Here is a 14,832-nt window from a genome sequence, read left to right as displayed (position 1 = left end):
ACAAGCTGCTACAGATTCATCACATATAATAGCCCAGGTGTTTTTTGTTATTCCTTAAAATCCCGGCTAAGGACGCCGCACACAATATAATATACAGGCCCAGGAAAACCGGCATGGACAGGCTCCCCTTACGCTCAACAATCCCCATTCCAATAAAAGTCATCCCTAATATGAGATAGGGCAGGACCATCCCTCTTTGGAAAGAAGCCCGCTCATCCTTACTCAAGCTATCCCTCACGGATTGCCGAAGGAACACATCAAACCCAAAAAAATGACAAGCCGCTTGTGTGAGCATCCAAATCCCTAAAAAAAACTGCGCTATCATTCCTCCCACCTCCTTTGCTTATCCCTTCATTATAACTAAAAAAAGCCACTCCATGAAGGAGTGACTTGATTTATCAAATTGGCTTACCATCAGCCGTAAGGTTTTTAATTCCTAAAATCTCAATCTTTTCTTTCTCTGTAATCACCGCTATCTCTTCTTTTTTAATATGTATATTCTTCCCACTCTTCAACTCTATAAGTAGTATCCAAATTCCTATAACTACAACAAATACAACAATTAACAACACATCCGTGCCTTTTTTTCAATAGGCTTCCCTCTCATTGGTTTAATTATTTCTATAAACAGTCATATAAAATTAAAATAAATTTGTAAAAATACGCCTATTTATTTAGGGCTTTTTGTATATGAAATTACTTAAGGATGCTGTTGCCTTCTCTCACCGCCGCTTGTATGGAGCCACATTGTTGCTTTTCTTGCAGGATTTCAACAAAATTTTCTTTGATTAGGCAGCATTGCTGCACTTCTTGCAAGATTTTCCTGCAATCTCACGGGCTGCGAAGTTAGGCCTTTACATCATCGCAGCAGCGCCGAATGTAATCGGTTTTTCGATTACATTTGGGCCACGTGCCTACGCAGTGCCGAATCTAATCGGTTTTTCGATTACATTCGGTCCACGTGCCTACGCAGCGCCGAATCTGATCGGTTTTTCGATTACATTCGGTCCACATGCCTACGCAGCGCCGAATCTGATCGGTTTTTCGATTAGATTCCCATTGTGTTCGGCTTTTCCTGTACATCGGACCTGTGTCCAGTGAAACAAAATACCACCTGCTATTAGGAATACAATTTCCCATTAGCAAGTGGTATTTATTGTTATGTTATGCTATCCTGCTCCTAACCCTTTCAAGACACCTTATGCTCAATGCGCAGCTTGTCGGCGACCATGGCAATAAACTCTGAGTTAGTGCAGGATAAGATGAATTTAGAATAAAAAAAGGCTTGTAGTATAAGGGATTATTCTTCTTAGTTATGTAGTTTTCCAATCACTTTATTGGCTTACGGTTTAAATCTTGATACATAGTATCGTGATTCATATCTATTATATCTGAAGAAAGTATCAATCACAATTCTCAAACCACATCCACTAGAAAAAAATAGGTGCAATGCATATTCGCATCACACCTATAGATTAAGAAATATAAAGCTTCTTATTAATATTATCCCAGCTTACTTTTAGTCCAAGTTTAGTCAAGGCTGAAACAGGGATATAGTTTACATTGTCTTTGTTAAATCCCTCAATCACACTGTTATCTTTTGTTAGGATTGCTTTAATCTTAAGCATATTAACACCCTCTTTCAATGGTTCAGGCTGAACTATCGTTAACACGGCGTTTAGTTGTGCCTGAGTCGGCTTCTTTCCGTTTCTTGCATCAACAAGTGTTAGTCCAAACGTCATTTGAAAATGTGGATAATCTTTAAATGATGTCCAATCCCCGCCCCATTCAAATCCAATAGTCTTAGCTAACTGTGCAACCTCTGACCAATCAGCAACCTTGTTAATGAATTTATCTGCTTTCATGTCATAAGCGGAATCAATCAATACAAAATCAATGGCATATCCGAAGTTATGCCAAGAGTATCCACCTCTTGCATTGGTTACAATTGGGCCTTTAGTTGTTCTGCCTTGCGCATATAATGCGTTCTGTTCTGCAATAGTGCGCAAGCCTTGCGTAATGCGTATGTATATTCCTTTATCATAGCAGTCACCGATTAGTTTAATCGTTGCTTGTTTTACTAATGGATGTAAACCATCTAATAGAACTGCTGACTTTTTGAGTACTTCATCCTTAGTCACGGTACTCACTCCTTAACCTTAGTAGTCTGAGTAACTAACTGATGCCCGTAGACGCTCACAGCACCGCACAGAACACCTTGAATAAATGAGGTTACACTTGACCAACAAGAACCATAGCAAGCGCTACAGCAAATCCTGTAACGATATAGACGATACTCCAGTTTGGAACCTTTGGTGTTTTCTTCAAGATATATCCAATAACATTACAAACGATAACGACAATCATAAGTTCAGGCGTGATGAAACTTGAAACAATACTCCAATCCATATTAAAAACTTCCCTTCATGCCTATAATATTGCCTTCAATTCTCTCCATTCGAATTTCAAGCCGCTCAAGCGTAGTAGCTGTTTTTGCGTTTGACTCAGCCATCTTATCGAGATGAACCATTAATCTAGATTCACGCTCTTGAGCTTCGTCCTTATTAGTTTCTATAATATTAAGCAATATTTGTTTACTATTTTCTGTTTCCTTCAACAACATCTCTTCACGCTCTTTACTATCCTGTCTAAGCCACTTAATAACATAGAAGCACAGAATGCCAATCATTAAGACAAAGAATGGAATGTATAATCCATTCTTCAACCACTCAATAGCAGTTTTTGTAATCACAGCGATTTCCATTAGAACACCACTTTTCCTTTTAATAATTCGATTGTCTCTTGCCCTATACCGTCAACTCTGTCTAAAGCATACACATCTATGTATGGTCTACCTTCAATAATTCGATCTGCCAATACGTTACCAACTCCAGGTAATGCTATTAATGCTTCTCTGCTACAGAGATTAATGTTTAATTGACCTTCCCGTTTATCCGTAGTATCAATATTGATTGTATTTGTGTTGGTATTGGTAATCTCTCGACTATGACTATTATTATAGGTAATAAATAGGCTCAGTATAAAAAATAGAACAAGAGAACAAATCAAAATCCTATAGACGATAATCTCTCTCTTTGACATTAAAATTCACACCTTTACTCTAATTACGGTTGAAATGAAATCATCACCACCATTTAAAAACTAAAATAAGCCCCCAGGAATTCAGGAGGCAATGTATCTTTTCATTTATTGAACCAAATACCTTTTGTGTTGTTCTCGTTTCCTCTCCTCAGCGCGTATCTCAGTGTTGTCCTCGTCCTGGAGTTAGAGGAATACACGAAATAGTAAACATCAAAAAAGCCACTCCGATGAGGGAGTGACTATTCCAATTTATCTAGGTATTCATCAATGTTTAATCTTAAACTAATAAGTTCATCAGAACCATTAGGATGTTGTGATTCCTGGTTTTTAACAAATCCAATAGTATCTATGTAGTAACCTAATCTATGTGGAAAGCAATCAAGAGTCAAGAACTTAACACCACAAAAATCTTCACGCATTTGCAGTGATTTATGTACTGCGTATTTTATCATGTTTTTACCGAGACCAATTTTTTGATACTCTTTATGTACGGCAAGCCTTGCTATCTTTAAGCTAGGAAAGGTTTCGTACCCTATTTCTCCGTTATTTCTCTCTTGATAATTAAGTCGTATTGCATCTGTACAAAGAGACATATATGCTAAAATTAAACCATTATCATTTTTAGCTAGAAAAGTAGTATTATAGCCATCAAACTGTTCATCTAAGGACTCCTTTAATAAAAACAAATTCATATCGTGTGAATGACGCTCCAGAAGCCTTCTTTTTCTTCTGACAATATTGGTGTATTCGGATGTATTTACACAATCAAAATTAGCCAGGTCATCCAAATCATCTTCGGATAGCCTGACTATAGAATATCCGCTAAATGTCATAAGGTTAGTTCCTTTTCTCTTTATCCTCAAAATACTGGGCAAGTTTTTTAGCATTCGCTCTCGATCTTGCGGTAGGTTTAATCTTTAAGGACTCGATCAGTCTTTCAGCATCACGGCCATCCAGTGTTGGAGTTGCAGCCATTTGTGTAGCCATTTTCCTTCCTCCTTTGTGCTTTCCCATACACAGCACCTCCTAGTTTTATACTAGAAGATGTGTAGTGCAGATACCCTCAAAACATGTAGCTCCGAAATATATTATATTCGACAGGTATAATTAATAGAGTGTCAGGATATAAAATATAATAGTGGAATCTATCGAGTATTGAGGTAAAACAATTATAACACAGAGTTATATTATGTAGTAATATTTAACCAAATAATTTGCATAGAAAACGACAACTTTTTTGTGTACTATTTTAATAGAAAATATTTGACTATTTGACTGAGATTATTTGACTATTAAATAGTGCTGTAATTATTAGTAGATTTTTTGCACGATAATACAACCAAAATTTAAGAGCCGTTCAGTTCATAGTCTCTTTTCAGTAGGCCGGTGAGTGAACGGTTTCGATCAAAAGATTTCAGGTGATTTTGCATATTGAGACTCCTCTCGATTATTGAACCAGATATCCGATTATAAAAAAAAGAGCCACTTGAGTATCCAGCAGCTCGATTATGAGTATTTAGTTATTCCGTAACGCGTTTAAACCGGCATCATTCTAGCTATCAAAGAAGATTAAAGTTACAGATCTCTAGTTTGATATTTGTACAAAAGATAACCTAAGATAATCACTACACAAGTATATAGACCGCCGTACATTATCCATTTAATCTCATGTGTAGTTAGATACAATGGTAAAAAAACCATTAATAATCCAACTAATAATAGAGGTAAAAACGCAAAAGGAATTGATATCTGTAATCTAGCTTTCAAGTTCTCCTTCATTGCTTTCTCTCTAGCCTTCCATATTTCCGAGTCGTTCATCTCCGCTCCCCCTAATATTTTCTGTAGTTAACTTACTCATTTTTTCATGGAAGGAGATGTTTTGCAACGAATTGCCTCACATTATTCAGGTGAATCTCATTATTGAATTCGTTATAAACCTGATTTTTTTACAATTACATTGAAAAGATATCCTGGTCTAGTGCGCAGTAGGGTCCTATTGCTCTTTTTCTGGCCGTTCCTGGTTATCAGGCTTCACCTTAGCTCGAGAGTGGTGACGCGTCTCTACCTTACCGTTTCTATAGACAAATCTAGTGACCCCATCACCACATTTTTCACAGGTTCCGTAGTAATCTGTTTTCTCAGTATCCGGGTCACCTTTGGTAAGAAAATACTCGTTCTTACATACACAAACGTACAACATAATTATCTCCTCCTTATGCACCTATTGGAAGCTTTTGAGAAGATTAAGTCAAGCACTATTTGGTCCAAAATTAAGGTGTATTTACTGGTAATCCCACTCTATCTTATTGTAGTATTTCGGTTTTAGATAAATACTTAATGCTTGCTCAATCATCTTCCGTTCCATGGGGGTCAGTGCATCCTCTTTTTCTGTCCTGATGTACTCTACATACTTTGTTTCATCGTACATTGTTCTATTTGTTATATAATGCGAACCGCTTCCGTCTCTATACAATCTATTTTTTAGGTGAGTTCCCGTTTCCCCCACATATAGTAAATTGTCATTAACGTCGTATAACAGATAAATGAAAGAGCCCTTCTTAGCCCCTTCATGTCCAAGCTTTGACCTTCCGTCAGCGTACACGATTTCTTCTTTTTCTGCTCTTTTAAAATCATTAAGTAGTTCGGAATAAATAATTTGAGATAACCTTAATATTCTATAATATTCTATCTTTCATCAATAAACCCCTCTCTAGATTTCACTACCATTTTAGCAAAATATTCAAGCAGAGGGGAATATTTTATCATTTTTGATTTGAATTGTTATACACTACCTTGCGTATAGCAGTTCTCCGGTAACTTTAAGGTAGGTTCCGCTTTGAACATACCCAGCAGCAGCAAGCAATACCACTGAGTTTAGGAGCCTTCCACATCCCCGGTTCGTCCCGTCTTTAAAAACATAGGACAGCACAGCCGTAGTGAGCAATGGAGTTAAGTACACATCTATGCGATCGGCAGAAAGCTTGACGTAAATATCAAGGTTCCGAACCTGCTGCCCAAGCGAGACATTACCGACTAACTGCTGACTAACACCGATGTCTATTTTTTCTAACACCGCCGATTGATTGGATAAGGCAATGCTGATACCTTCGGTTGACTTAGAGTACAGGTCAATCTTAATGACGTCCTCTTCGCGGACATTGCTATCAATCTTGATCTTGTACAAAGACTCTTTACGGGTATTTAACTTCTTGCCGTGGAGCAAATTAAAGCTATCTGCGGGTATATCGTAAAGTGTATCTGTGTACATCCGTTGTTCTTGACGATTAAAAATAATACCACCGAAAGAGCAGAGGGAACTATTTGTGTACACTATGATGCGGTTTAATCCCAGCTTAGACTTACCTATACGGGACTCCAAAGACAACCCAGGCGAAGAAAACTCCGAATCGGTAGCCTTTGTGGCACAGTGTGCAATAGACTGATTGGGACCTCCGTTAAATGTTACCAATAACGGATTGCGAACAGTGACGGTGTTGTTCTTACTCGCTTCGTCGTAAGCAATATCTACGGAATAGTAGTCATTTGAAAACATGTAGAAGTTCGCAAGAACCCTCTGGTTACCGTCCCCGAAATTATAAAATACCTTTGTGTTCGGAGTATTATTAGGACTTGCCGGGACCTCGCTGCCCACGACATAATGCTCATCAATGTCGCACTTATTAATTCGGTTTACGATCTCCACGACCTCTGAATCTCTATCAAGAAACAGCACACGAGGGCAAAAATGGGCAAAAAGCAAGTCAGCGATATACTTATGGCCTCTGTCGCCAAAGTGAAGTTTGTCCGGAATCACATCCGTAACGATATTTCCATCCTTGTAGGAGGATAAAAAACCACTGGCGTACTTGTTCACGTCAACTAACTCCAGTTTATAGGCGCGCGCAAGGTCTTGCTTAACTCGATTTGCCACGGAATTAATGATCTCGTTGTTGCGATTAGGGTATGCTGGCATCGATGTAGAGGGCTCCATGGTCGGCTGTGTCGTAAGTAAAAACGGCTGTATGTTGTGACTATAGCAGTAGATAATCATCTGCTCGATATTGTTGTAAAATGCCACATAAAAATCATGCGGATTATCATAAAACAGCCGATCATTTATTCCAAAGCCTAGACCCAACATCTTAATCCCCGGAAATGACGCTAAGACAGAGCCAATATTGGCCGCTGCCCATGTGGAGTTTTGTCCCGCAAAACCAAAGTTGTAACTTATGTTGTACGTTGTTCCTGTCTCAGATTTTATCATCTGCTCCAACACATAAGGGAAGGCATTCGGGGAACGATTCAAAAAACCAACAGAATTCTCTGTCCAGCCGGTTGTTCCGGTGCCGTCTATTGTAGAGTCTCCAAAAAATCCAATAGGAAAGAAATCGTTTTTCTGCCACGCTGTCCATGCGTCCTGAAACGTGTACAGCGCGTTTATCTTCATCGCTGTTTCCGCCAACTGCGCACTAAGAGTATCGTTGACTACTTTGAGAGCTGAGTCCACTCCATTAGCCAAAGCATTCATATCCCGTGGAATATCACCTGTCATTGTTCCATCTATAGTTGGTAAATTATAGTTTGTTGTTGTCATTTATAGAAACCTCCATTATACAATTGTTCGTATGTATATCCTGTAAAATCTGCGTATGTATAAGGCAGAAACTCGCTATAAAGCGCATATCTAAACTTTTAACTAATTTTCAAGTGTGCCGGTGATACGCTTCTCAACACACTTTTTTAATCATCAATATTTGATGGAATGCCAAATACAGATGTAAACTCCACCACTATTCCATGATCAAGATAAATTTCTACATTACCATTTGCATAAGAGTCACAAATCAATTTCAACTCCGCTGCTCCTATTTTGCTAGTGCCTCTTAATCTGGAAATTATCTGTTGTCTTCTCTCTACATATGGTTTACTGATATCCGTAATAATTCCTAACTCTTTTTCATAAACAGGCAGACTCCAAGTTGCAGTATCAATATCAATTTGTTTTGCAAAGTCTCCTATTCTTTCATCGAAATCATCAAGGGAGACACCAATAGATCCATTGATTTCATTAACCAATGGATCTTGTCTGACCAGTTTATGTAAGTTATTCGTTAAAGTATCTTTATACAATTGTCACCACTCCAATAACAGCAACTTCTCGATCATCAACAGTAATATTTCCAGAAACTCCATTGATGTATAGATTGGAGTAGTCTTGCACCCCGTTACTATCCAAAATTGCTGATCCGATTCGAGCTTCAGATATGTAAGTTGTTTTAAATGCAACACTTCGCAAATAACTTGTTATAGACTCTGTTATGTTCTCTATAATCTGATCTTCGGTATATTCACTTGAATGAACAACTGACATACTTATATCAGGTGTCAGAGCATCAGCAGAACTAACATAGCATTTTGCTCCTATTGGTGCTTGACCATATCCTAATCCTTCACTTACTGGATCTATATACTCTTGAACTTCATTAATAAGCCTTTCGCTTGCTGGTTCTTTTAACTGATTAATTATTACTACATCTACCTCACTAATCCCACCAACAATATCAGTATCCATAGGGAAAACTTTTACATCTCCTACGCCTGATATTTCCTTTGCCCAGGAGAAATAATGGTACACATTTCCTGAAGTTGCAGGAGTGCGTACAGAAGTATAGTAACGTTCTCTTAAAGCATCATCACTTTCAGCCTCATACCCATCGTGAGTTGCCAAAGGATTTGTTACAGCAGTAATTCCGCTTAGAGTTACAGGAATTTGTGTAATCTGATTAGCTGGCACATTCCCTATATCACCAAGGGTCATACATTGAACATTAACGCTTCCAGTGCCAGAGATTACTTTTGTTTGTATAGTCTTAAACTGTATTCCATTTGCAGTCTCAAACAAGTCACCAATATTAATAGTTCCAGCACCCGTAACTGGAACAATACCTAGAGCGTAAGTAGCAGCATTTCTAATGATGCCCCTACGCTGTTTAACATAATTGGTAAGTAAATCACCTGTTAAATTATCCACATCAAATAATAGCTCTAATCCGTCCTGCTTATTAGATAAATCATGGGATTAGAATTGAAAGTAGACGACAGTTAACGGACGGAGGGATAATAAGGGCAACGGAGGTGCATCCCTATGGGAGAAAAACGACAACGGTACAACGAAGAATATAAGAAGCAAACGGTAAAGTTCATTCAAGAGCAGACGAAGAGCATAGGGGACATCGCGCAAGAGCTGGACATTCCGAAAAGTACGCTGCACCAGTGGATGGGGAAATACCGGGAGCTAAAGAATGAACCGGTAGCCAGTATGGATCGGGTACGGGAACTCGAAGCCGAGCTCCAAGAGATGCGCCGTCAGCTCCAAGAGAAAGACAGTCGACTTGCCGATACAGAGGAAGAATTGGCAATCGTAAAAAAAGCAGTGCACATCTTCAGCAAACCAAGGAATTAAGATTCCAGTTTATGAAGGACCATCGCTCCGCATTTCGCTTGGAGAAGATGTGCAGTACCCTACAGGTATCCAGGAGCGGATATTACAAGTGGCTGAACGCCAAAGCCAGTGTGCAAGCCCTCCGCAAGGCTGCTGTTATGGAGCGAATCCGGTACCATTTTGACGACCATCAAAAACGGTATGGAAGTCCGAAGATCACCCGCCTGCTGCATCAGGAAGGCTATACGGTCACGGAACGCACAGTGAGTGTGTACATGCGAGAAATGAAGCTCCGCTCTATTGTATCTAAGCCATACCGAGTGCAGACGACCGATTCCAAGCATAATAATCCCATTGCACCAAACACACTGAACCAAGAGTTTAAGGTGCTTAAGCCCAATACCGTATGGGTCACCGACATCACGTATATCCCTTGTCGTGGAGGTCGCTTATACCTAGCTAGCGTCATGGATCTATGCACGCGAGAAATTGTAGGGTGGCGGCTGTATAACCATATGGAGACGAGCCTGGTCTTAGACGCGCTGCAGGCGGCGTACACGGCGAAGCGACCCGGCGAGGGCCTACTGCACCACTCTGACCGAGGGTCTCAATATACCTCAAAAGAATATGTCGACCAACTAAAGACATACCACATGAAATCCAGCATGAGCCGTAAAGGAAACTGTTACGATAACGCCTGCATTGAGTCTTGGCACAGTATTTTAAAGAAAGAGCTCATCTACTGTAATCCGCGCTTCAAAAACCCGGAACAGGCATATGATGCTATTTTCCAATACATTGAGTTCTATTACAATCGCAAGTGAATGCACAGCTCACTGGGGTATCTTTCCCCCGCCCGCTTTGCTAAGCAATTCACTAAAAAATCCGTTGCGTAACAGTCTACTTTCTTGACAGAAGTCCATCAGTAAATACTATTGCTACAGATTTAAGAATATCACTCAGAAGATAACCTGGAGACTTATCGTAATCATTGCTAATTTGATCAATCAGGCTTTGATAAATTTCATTTACATCAGCCACTTTATACCACCTCACTTTCTACTCCGTTGATAACTCCCTTATTTGTGACAATATTAAAGGCAAAAACAGCTTTGCTCCCATCCCTTGATACGGTCAATTCTTCAATATCCGTAATTTCTGGATGAAGCAATAATTTTTCTTTCAGTTGTCTCTCTATTTCAAACTCGGCTGTGATACGGTCTAATTCTCTATTTCCTATGTACTGCTTTATACTCATTCCGAAATCAGTATCTTTATAAATCGCAATAGAATCGGTTTCAGCGGACAATAGAAACGTCACCCATTGACTGATTGCCTGTTCATAGGTTGCTTCTACTGGTCTTCCATTCACTAATACATATTGTCCATTATTGAAATTAAATAAAAAAACCTTGCCCATTGCTGTAGACACAGCGGACAAAGCTTCTATTTCTTCCAGTGTTAATTCATCATCAGGAAACATGTGGAACACCTACTTTATCAATGAGATAGTATAATTGTCCGCTTGCTGATGGAGAAACAATAACATCATCCCCAACATGCAGAATCAACTCATATATGCGTGACGCAATCACTAAATCATTAGCTTCTAATATAATGTGTGTGAAAGAAGCTTCAAATATAGGTGATGCAGAATGAATTACTACTCCCATTGATCCTTGTACAGTTTGAATAATTTATTAAACTCATTATTATAAGGTTTTAATTTTACTGCGATCTCATTTAAAAAATTACCATTCTCAACTTCGGCATCTGAAGTGACCTCTAAAACAAGTTTATCGTTTAGGTAACGTTCTTTTCTAATTGAAAAAGCTCCATGTTCATTTTCTTGAATATATGAATATTGTACTTTTATTGTATTACCTTTTGAATCCTTCTCTATAAATTCAACATTTGGTGTAGCACCAATCATCACTGTTTCTAAAAAATCCATATCAAAGTAATTCGGTTCACCTGTATAGTAAACGGCGTTATTAAGCTCATCTCGAGATGTCTGTGCTTTCACTTCTTTATTGTTCATCTTAACAGAAAACCCGTAGTAATTATTCGATGAACTTGATAATTCTGAGCCGCTAACAAAGAGGTTGTTTTTAAACACTCCACTTTGAATGCTATCTTCTTGATTGCCACTATGATGTGCATCCACGTGATTAATCAGAATTCCATTACCGTTCTTCTGATCATTCTTCCAGTAACCCTTATATGTAATTGTTCTGACATTATCCCAAAGATTCTCATCTTCTGGATAAGCTTCGCTCATATCTGTAACCACGAATTTCCCGTAGCCAGATCTCTTTCCGTTTATCCAACCACCTGAATATGTTTTCGTGTCACCCCACTTCATTGTTCCTTGACCGTGTGGCTTTCCATTTGAAATTTCACCATAATAAGTCACACCTTTTGAAATGGTTAAATTCAATTTTTTGCTGGCTGCTTCTGACGATGTTCCTAAGACAAGCCCTACAAAAATCAACAAACTTACAATACTAATAAAAACTTTTCTCATAGATTTTCCCCCTATTTTTTTATAAATAGAGGATTTCGACAAAATCCCTATAATTTCCTCCTTTGTTATAGCTAAATTGTTGAGTTGCAAATATATCTAGTATTCTCTTAAAAAGACGTAAGGAAGAATATTTATTTACGTCTTTTCAGCTTAAAATTACCGCACCTGATGAAAGACTGGTTTTATCATATGATATGTTTAATTGATAAAGAATTGGTATGTTAATTTATGGTACAATCTTCATAAATACGAATTGATTTTACTATAAAGAGGAGAATTTATGAATTTCTTTAACAATCTTTTTAAAGAATCCAGAGAGCAAGAAACTGACAAACAACGTGCTTACCTGCAAGTTGCAAAAGAATTAATTGAAGCAAACTATTCTGAATTTACGGCACATAAGAGAAAATATGATTTTCGAACTTATATATATCCCATTGTCTTGCAACGCTGTAAAGAAATAAGAAATGGACGCACCAGTCAATCTTTATCACAAGCAATGGGATCTAATTTTTGGGGCATCGGTGGTGGGGGACTTTTAGACGTTGAAAAAGTTGCAAATAACGTTTGTAATGTTTTGATAAGTGAAATAATGAAATATCCTGATACAAAACGTTCTTCTGTTATTGAAGAGAAAAATAGTCCTTCAAAAAATGAAATAACTGCCATCATGTTTCATGGAAAACGGTATAACTCTAAAGAACTTTATAGAGCATTTAATTTAGAGAGTATTGAAGAAGCTAAAAAGGTAATGCAAATTTTAGTCACTCAGGGGAAGGCAACGATAGAGAATCAAAAAAACTTAATGGACAAGTCTGTCTCCCAAGATTTATCATCTTCAGAATATGAGGCATCCGTAAATGAAAAAGATTCCGGTATTATCAATGTGCAGAGTAGTAAATTAACTTTAACAACTCTACTGTCTCAAATTCCTGTTACATCTAGAGTAGCTGGATATGATACAGTTTTGAAGTATCTTGATCAAAACAATGTAGAGTCGTTTTACGGTCAATACACATGGTTTCGAATTGCAAGTGCTATAGTTGGGCACTATGAAACCACCCGAAACAATACCGTTTCAGCTAAAGCAATGATTACTATTTATCTTGATACAATATTAGAATTAACAATTAAAATCGAAAAGAGCAGTGACACATATTTAAGTGAGGATGGTACTCTCAATTATTTAAAAAACCTTAGATTAGGATTACAAGTTTTTGGTATTAGTTCTGACTACGACTATCATCAAGCATGGAAATTGGCGAGCAGCTGGTGATAACAGGAGAAAAGGACTCTACAGTATTTAGAGTCCTTTTAAAAGCATTTTATTAAATTCTGTAATTGGAGAACTTACATTTTGAAAGAAACGCTTAATCAAAGTTTAATAACATGTACATAGTGAGTAGTATTTACTGAATTATCATATGTTGCAATAATATCGTTGTATTTCTTTTGCACCTCAATCATTTTCTCAGCAGTTGGAGTGCATTGAACTTCATACATAAATTTATCATGTAATTCTTTGTCAACTTCTGAACTCATATTACACAAAAGTCCTACCTGACTCTTTGTAGGAACTAGCGTAGTTAATTTATTATTTTTAGAACTGATAAAATATCCGGGTATTTGTCCATCGACAATCCCACCAAAATATAAAATCAATTGAACACTTTCATGCTTTGAGAAGTGCGCCATTGTTTCCTTAACATAATGCAAAACACTTACCATATTATTTCCAAACAATGAATTTTTAAAGAGAGTCTCTCTAACTAATTATATCCATAAAGGTCAGTGGGCTATGCTTTTGATACTTCTTACCGATCTCTTCATCCGAGAAATCAAGATAAGCCCTCTGAGTGACTTCTACAGACGAATGTCCAAGAATTCTGCATAGACTGAACCAATCTCCACCGTTCAATATGTAATACTTAGCGAAATTATTTCTCAATTGATGTGGATGAATCATAATACCAACTTTTTGACCAGCATCACGTAAAGCCTTCTCATAATTTCTGATCTCTAACTGTGTTCCTCTAATCGTTGGAAAAAGAAATGGAGAGTCCGAATACCGATCTCTATAATTCATCCATTTCTTTAACTCATTCGCTGTTTTGTAGGAGAAATAAACAAACCGTTCTTGCTTGCTCTTCGCATTGGTTACATGAATACTCTTATGCTTGAAGTCGGCACTTTCCGGAAAGAGTGATAGGCACTCACCTATTCTCATACCAGTATCCAACAATAGTCGCGTCACCACATAATTTCTATATCCATGAAAGGTTGAACAGTCAAATTGAGTTAAAACCTTTTTTAACTGTTCTGGAGTTAGGGTCTTTTTCATTTTTCTCTCTACCTTGGGATTTTCAATCTTTGCTGTTGGATTCTTGGGTATTTCTTTCTCGACATCATAGAGGAAATTAAAGAATACTTTGATGTTCCGAACATAGTTTGCAATTGTAGCTGTAGATATTTCTTTTTTATAATCGGTTCGACTTTCTGGATGATTGACTTGTTTCGATGCTTCTACGTTTACAACAGTGTATTTACCTCTTTCACGAAGAAACTTGATGTATTGTCGTATATGAGCTGTTTGTACCTTTGCTACCTCTTCAATCTGAAATTCATCTTTTAAATACAGGCAATATAATTTTAATGCTTGCTCATAACTTGCCATTGTTTTACGAGATAAATTTTTAGATGAACAATACAGCATGAAGTTTTCAATTTGAAATTCAAAATCAGTCATAAAAAATACCGCCTT

The 14,832-nt window shown here is 37.7% G+C and carries 20 protein-coding genes; 3 read left to right on the top strand and 17 right to left on the bottom strand.

All coding sequences use genetic code 11. From position 1 onward, the window contains the following. Positions 1–19: 19 nt before the first annotated feature. The 12 genes from MKX42_RS12395 to MKX42_RS12340 all read right to left on the bottom strand — a co-directional run bounded on the left by MKX42_RS12395 (position 20) and on the right by MKX42_RS12340 (position 9,133). Positions 20–325, bottom strand: coding sequence for a hypothetical protein (locus MKX42_RS12395; RefSeq protein WP_340752760.1), 306 nt, complete (start codon positions 323–325; stop codon positions 20–22). Between the two features lie 73 nt (positions 326–398). Continuing rightward, the gene (locus MKX42_RS12390; RefSeq protein WP_340752759.1) at positions 399–572 is read right to left on the bottom strand and encodes a hypothetical protein; all 174 of its coding nucleotides are present in this window, start codon (positions 570–572) and stop codon (positions 399–401) included. A gap of 903 nt (positions 573–1,475) precedes the next feature. After that, the gene (locus MKX42_RS12385; RefSeq protein WP_340752758.1) at positions 1,476–2,141 is read right to left on the bottom strand and encodes a M15 family metallopeptidase; all 666 of its coding nucleotides are present in this window, start codon (positions 2,139–2,141) and stop codon (positions 1,476–1,478) included. Between the two features lie 91 nt (positions 2,142–2,232). Continuing rightward, entirely contained in the window at positions 2,233–2,409 is a 177-nt protein-coding gene (locus tag MKX42_RS12375; RefSeq protein ID WP_340752757.1) for a phage holin family protein, read from the bottom strand. A gap of 1 nt (position 2,410) precedes the next feature. Next, the gene (locus MKX42_RS12370; protein ID WP_340752756.1) at positions 2,411–2,764 is read right to left on the bottom strand and encodes a hypothetical protein; all 354 of its coding nucleotides are present in this window, start codon (positions 2,762–2,764) and stop codon (positions 2,411–2,413) included. Then, positions 2,764–3,102, bottom strand: coding sequence for a ComEA family DNA-binding protein (locus MKX42_RS12365; RefSeq protein ID WP_340752755.1), 339 nt, complete (start codon positions 3,100–3,102; stop codon positions 2,764–2,766). Before MKX42_RS12365 ends, MKX42_RS12370 begins: the two co-directional genes overlap by 1 nt. A gap of 239 nt (positions 3,103–3,341) precedes the next feature. Then, positions 3,342–3,935, bottom strand: coding sequence for a GNAT family N-acetyltransferase (locus MKX42_RS12360; protein WP_340752754.1), 594 nt, complete (start codon positions 3,933–3,935; stop codon positions 3,342–3,344). A gap of 4 nt (positions 3,936–3,939) precedes the next feature. Continuing rightward, a complete protein-coding gene (locus tag MKX42_RS12355) occupies positions 3,940–4,116 on the bottom strand; it encodes a hypothetical protein (protein WP_340752753.1) in 177 nt (58 codons plus the stop codon). A 1,267-nt stretch (positions 4,117–5,383) separates the two neighbouring features. After that, positions 5,384–5,704, bottom strand: coding sequence for a GIY-YIG nuclease family protein (locus tag MKX42_RS33415; RefSeq protein ID WP_445669314.1), 321 nt, complete (start codon positions 5,702–5,704; stop codon positions 5,384–5,386). Between the two features lie 186 nt (positions 5,705–5,890). Beyond that, positions 5,891–7,696: an SGNH/GDSL hydrolase family protein gene (locus tag MKX42_RS12350; RefSeq protein ID WP_340752752.1), complete on the bottom strand. Its 1,806-nt coding sequence runs from the start codon at positions 7,694–7,696 to the stop codon at positions 5,891–5,893. A gap of 146 nt (positions 7,697–7,842) precedes the next feature. Then, positions 7,843–8,232 carry a putative phage tail protein gene (locus MKX42_RS12345; protein WP_340752751.1) on the bottom strand — a complete coding sequence of 130 codons (390 nt, stop codon included), beginning with the start codon at positions 8,230–8,232 and terminating at the stop codon, positions 7,843–7,845. Next, on the bottom strand, positions 8,225–9,133 hold the full coding sequence (locus MKX42_RS12340; protein ID WP_340752750.1) for a baseplate J/gp47 family protein: 909 nt from the start codon (positions 9,131–9,133) through the stop codon (positions 8,225–8,227). Before MKX42_RS12340 ends, MKX42_RS12345 begins: the two co-directional genes overlap by 8 nt. A 114-nt stretch (positions 9,134–9,247) precedes the next feature. Here MKX42_RS12340 and MKX42_RS12335 point away from each other — a divergent pair, with 114 nt between their 5' ends. Next, entirely contained in the window at positions 9,248–9,565 is a 318-nt protein-coding gene (locus tag MKX42_RS12335; protein ID WP_340750981.1) for a transposase, read from the top strand. 11 nt (positions 9,566–9,576) lie between these two features. Then, on the top strand, positions 9,577–10,368 hold the full coding sequence (locus tag MKX42_RS12330) for an IS3 family transposase (RefSeq protein ID WP_340752749.1): 792 nt from the start codon (positions 9,577–9,579) through the stop codon (positions 10,366–10,368). A gap of 76 nt (positions 10,369–10,444) precedes the next feature. Here the strand turns inward: MKX42_RS12330 and MKX42_RS12325 are convergent, their stop codons facing one another. From MKX42_RS12325 to MKX42_RS12315, 3 genes are all read right to left on the bottom strand, one after another. Continuing rightward, on the bottom strand, positions 10,445–10,585 hold the full coding sequence (locus MKX42_RS12325) for a hypothetical protein (RefSeq protein ID WP_340752748.1): 141 nt from the start codon (positions 10,583–10,585) through the stop codon (positions 10,445–10,447). Position 10,586: 1 nt separating this feature from the next. Beyond that, positions 10,587–11,027, bottom strand: a complete 441-nt coding sequence (locus tag MKX42_RS12320; protein ID WP_340752747.1) for a DUF2634 domain-containing protein — start codon at positions 11,025–11,027, stop codon at positions 10,587–10,589. A 180-nt stretch (positions 11,028–11,207) separates the two neighbouring features. Further along, complete coding sequence (locus MKX42_RS12315) at positions 11,208–12,071, bottom strand: hypothetical protein (protein ID WP_340752746.1); 864 nt, start codon at positions 12,069–12,071, stop codon at positions 11,208–11,210. 280 nt (positions 12,072–12,351) lie between these two features. Between MKX42_RS12315 and MKX42_RS12310 the strand changes: the two genes are divergently transcribed. After that, the gene (locus tag MKX42_RS12310; RefSeq protein ID WP_340752745.1) at positions 12,352–13,347 is read left to right on the top strand and encodes a hypothetical protein; all 996 of its coding nucleotides are present in this window, start codon (positions 12,352–12,354) and stop codon (positions 13,345–13,347) included. 98 nt (positions 13,348–13,445) lie between these two features. Here the strand turns inward: MKX42_RS12310 and MKX42_RS12305 are convergent, their stop codons facing one another. Both MKX42_RS12305 and MKX42_RS12300 read right to left on the bottom strand, forming a co-directional pair. Beyond that, positions 13,446–13,799, bottom strand: coding sequence for a hypothetical protein (locus tag MKX42_RS12305; protein WP_340752744.1), 354 nt, complete (start codon positions 13,797–13,799; stop codon positions 13,446–13,448). A gap of 37 nt (positions 13,800–13,836) precedes the next feature. Then, entirely contained in the window at positions 13,837–14,817 is a 981-nt protein-coding gene (locus MKX42_RS12300) for a tyrosine-type recombinase/integrase (protein ID WP_340752743.1), read from the bottom strand. Positions 14,818–14,832: the final 15 nt, after the last annotated feature.

It is taken from the genome of Paenibacillus sp. FSL R7-0204, assembly GCF_038002225.1.
GTDB lineage: Bacteria > Bacillota > Bacilli > Paenibacillales > Paenibacillaceae > Paenibacillus_AQ.
The sequence above is the reverse complement of the archived record's forward strand: the minus strand, read 5'-3'. Positions and strand labels throughout refer to the sequence as shown.

What these genes read in the sequence shown, in the direction of transcription:
- MKX42_RS12315 (WP_340752746.1), bottom strand. Translation starts at nt 12,071, where the DNA reads ATGAGAAAAGTTTTTATTAGTATTGTAAGTTTGTTGATTTTTGTAGGG.
- MKX42_RS12360 (WP_340752754.1), bottom strand. Translation starts at nt 3,935, where the DNA reads ATGACATTTAGCGGATATTCTATAGTCAGGCTATCCGAAGATGATTTG.
- MKX42_RS12395 (WP_340752760.1), bottom strand. Translation starts at nt 325, where the DNA reads ATGATAGCGCAGTTTTTTTTAGGGATTTGGATGCTCACACAAGCGGCT.
- MKX42_RS12320 (WP_340752747.1), bottom strand. Translation starts at nt 11,027, where the DNA reads ATGTTTCCTGATGATGAATTAACACTGGAAGAAATAGAAGCTTTGTCC.
- MKX42_RS12350 (WP_340752752.1), bottom strand. Translation starts at nt 7,696, where the DNA reads ATGACAACAACAAACTATAATTTACCAACTATAGATGGAACAATGACA.
- MKX42_RS12310 (WP_340752745.1), top strand. Translation starts at nt 12,352, where the DNA reads ATGAATTTCTTTAACAATCTTTTTAAAGAATCCAGAGAGCAAGAAACT.
- MKX42_RS12330 (WP_340752749.1), top strand. Translation starts at nt 9,577, where the DNA reads ATGAAGGACCATCGCTCCGCATTTCGCTTGGAGAAGATGTGCAGTACC.
- MKX42_RS12300 (WP_340752743.1), bottom strand. Translation starts at nt 14,817, where the DNA reads ATGACTGATTTTGAATTTCAAATTGAAAACTTCATGCTGTATTGTTCA.
- MKX42_RS12305 (WP_340752744.1), bottom strand. Translation starts at nt 13,799, where the DNA reads ATGGTAAGTGTTTTGCATTATGTTAAGGAAACAATGGCGCACTTCTCA.
- MKX42_RS12370 (WP_340752756.1), bottom strand. Translation starts at nt 2,764, where the DNA reads ATGGAAATCGCTGTGATTACAAAAACTGCTATTGAGTGGTTGAAGAAT.
- MKX42_RS12335 (WP_340750981.1), top strand. Translation starts at nt 9,248, where the DNA reads ATGGGAGAAAAACGACAACGGTACAACGAAGAATATAAGAAGCAAACG.
- MKX42_RS12365 (WP_340752755.1), bottom strand. Translation starts at nt 3,102, where the DNA reads ATGTCAAAGAGAGAGATTATCGTCTATAGGATTTTGATTTGTTCTCTT.
- MKX42_RS12375 (WP_340752757.1), bottom strand. Translation starts at nt 2,409, where the DNA reads ATGGATTGGAGTATTGTTTCAAGTTTCATCACGCCTGAACTTATGATT.
- MKX42_RS12355 (WP_340752753.1), bottom strand. Translation starts at nt 4,116, where the DNA reads ATGGGAAAGCACAAAGGAGGAAGGAAAATGGCTACACAAATGGCTGCA.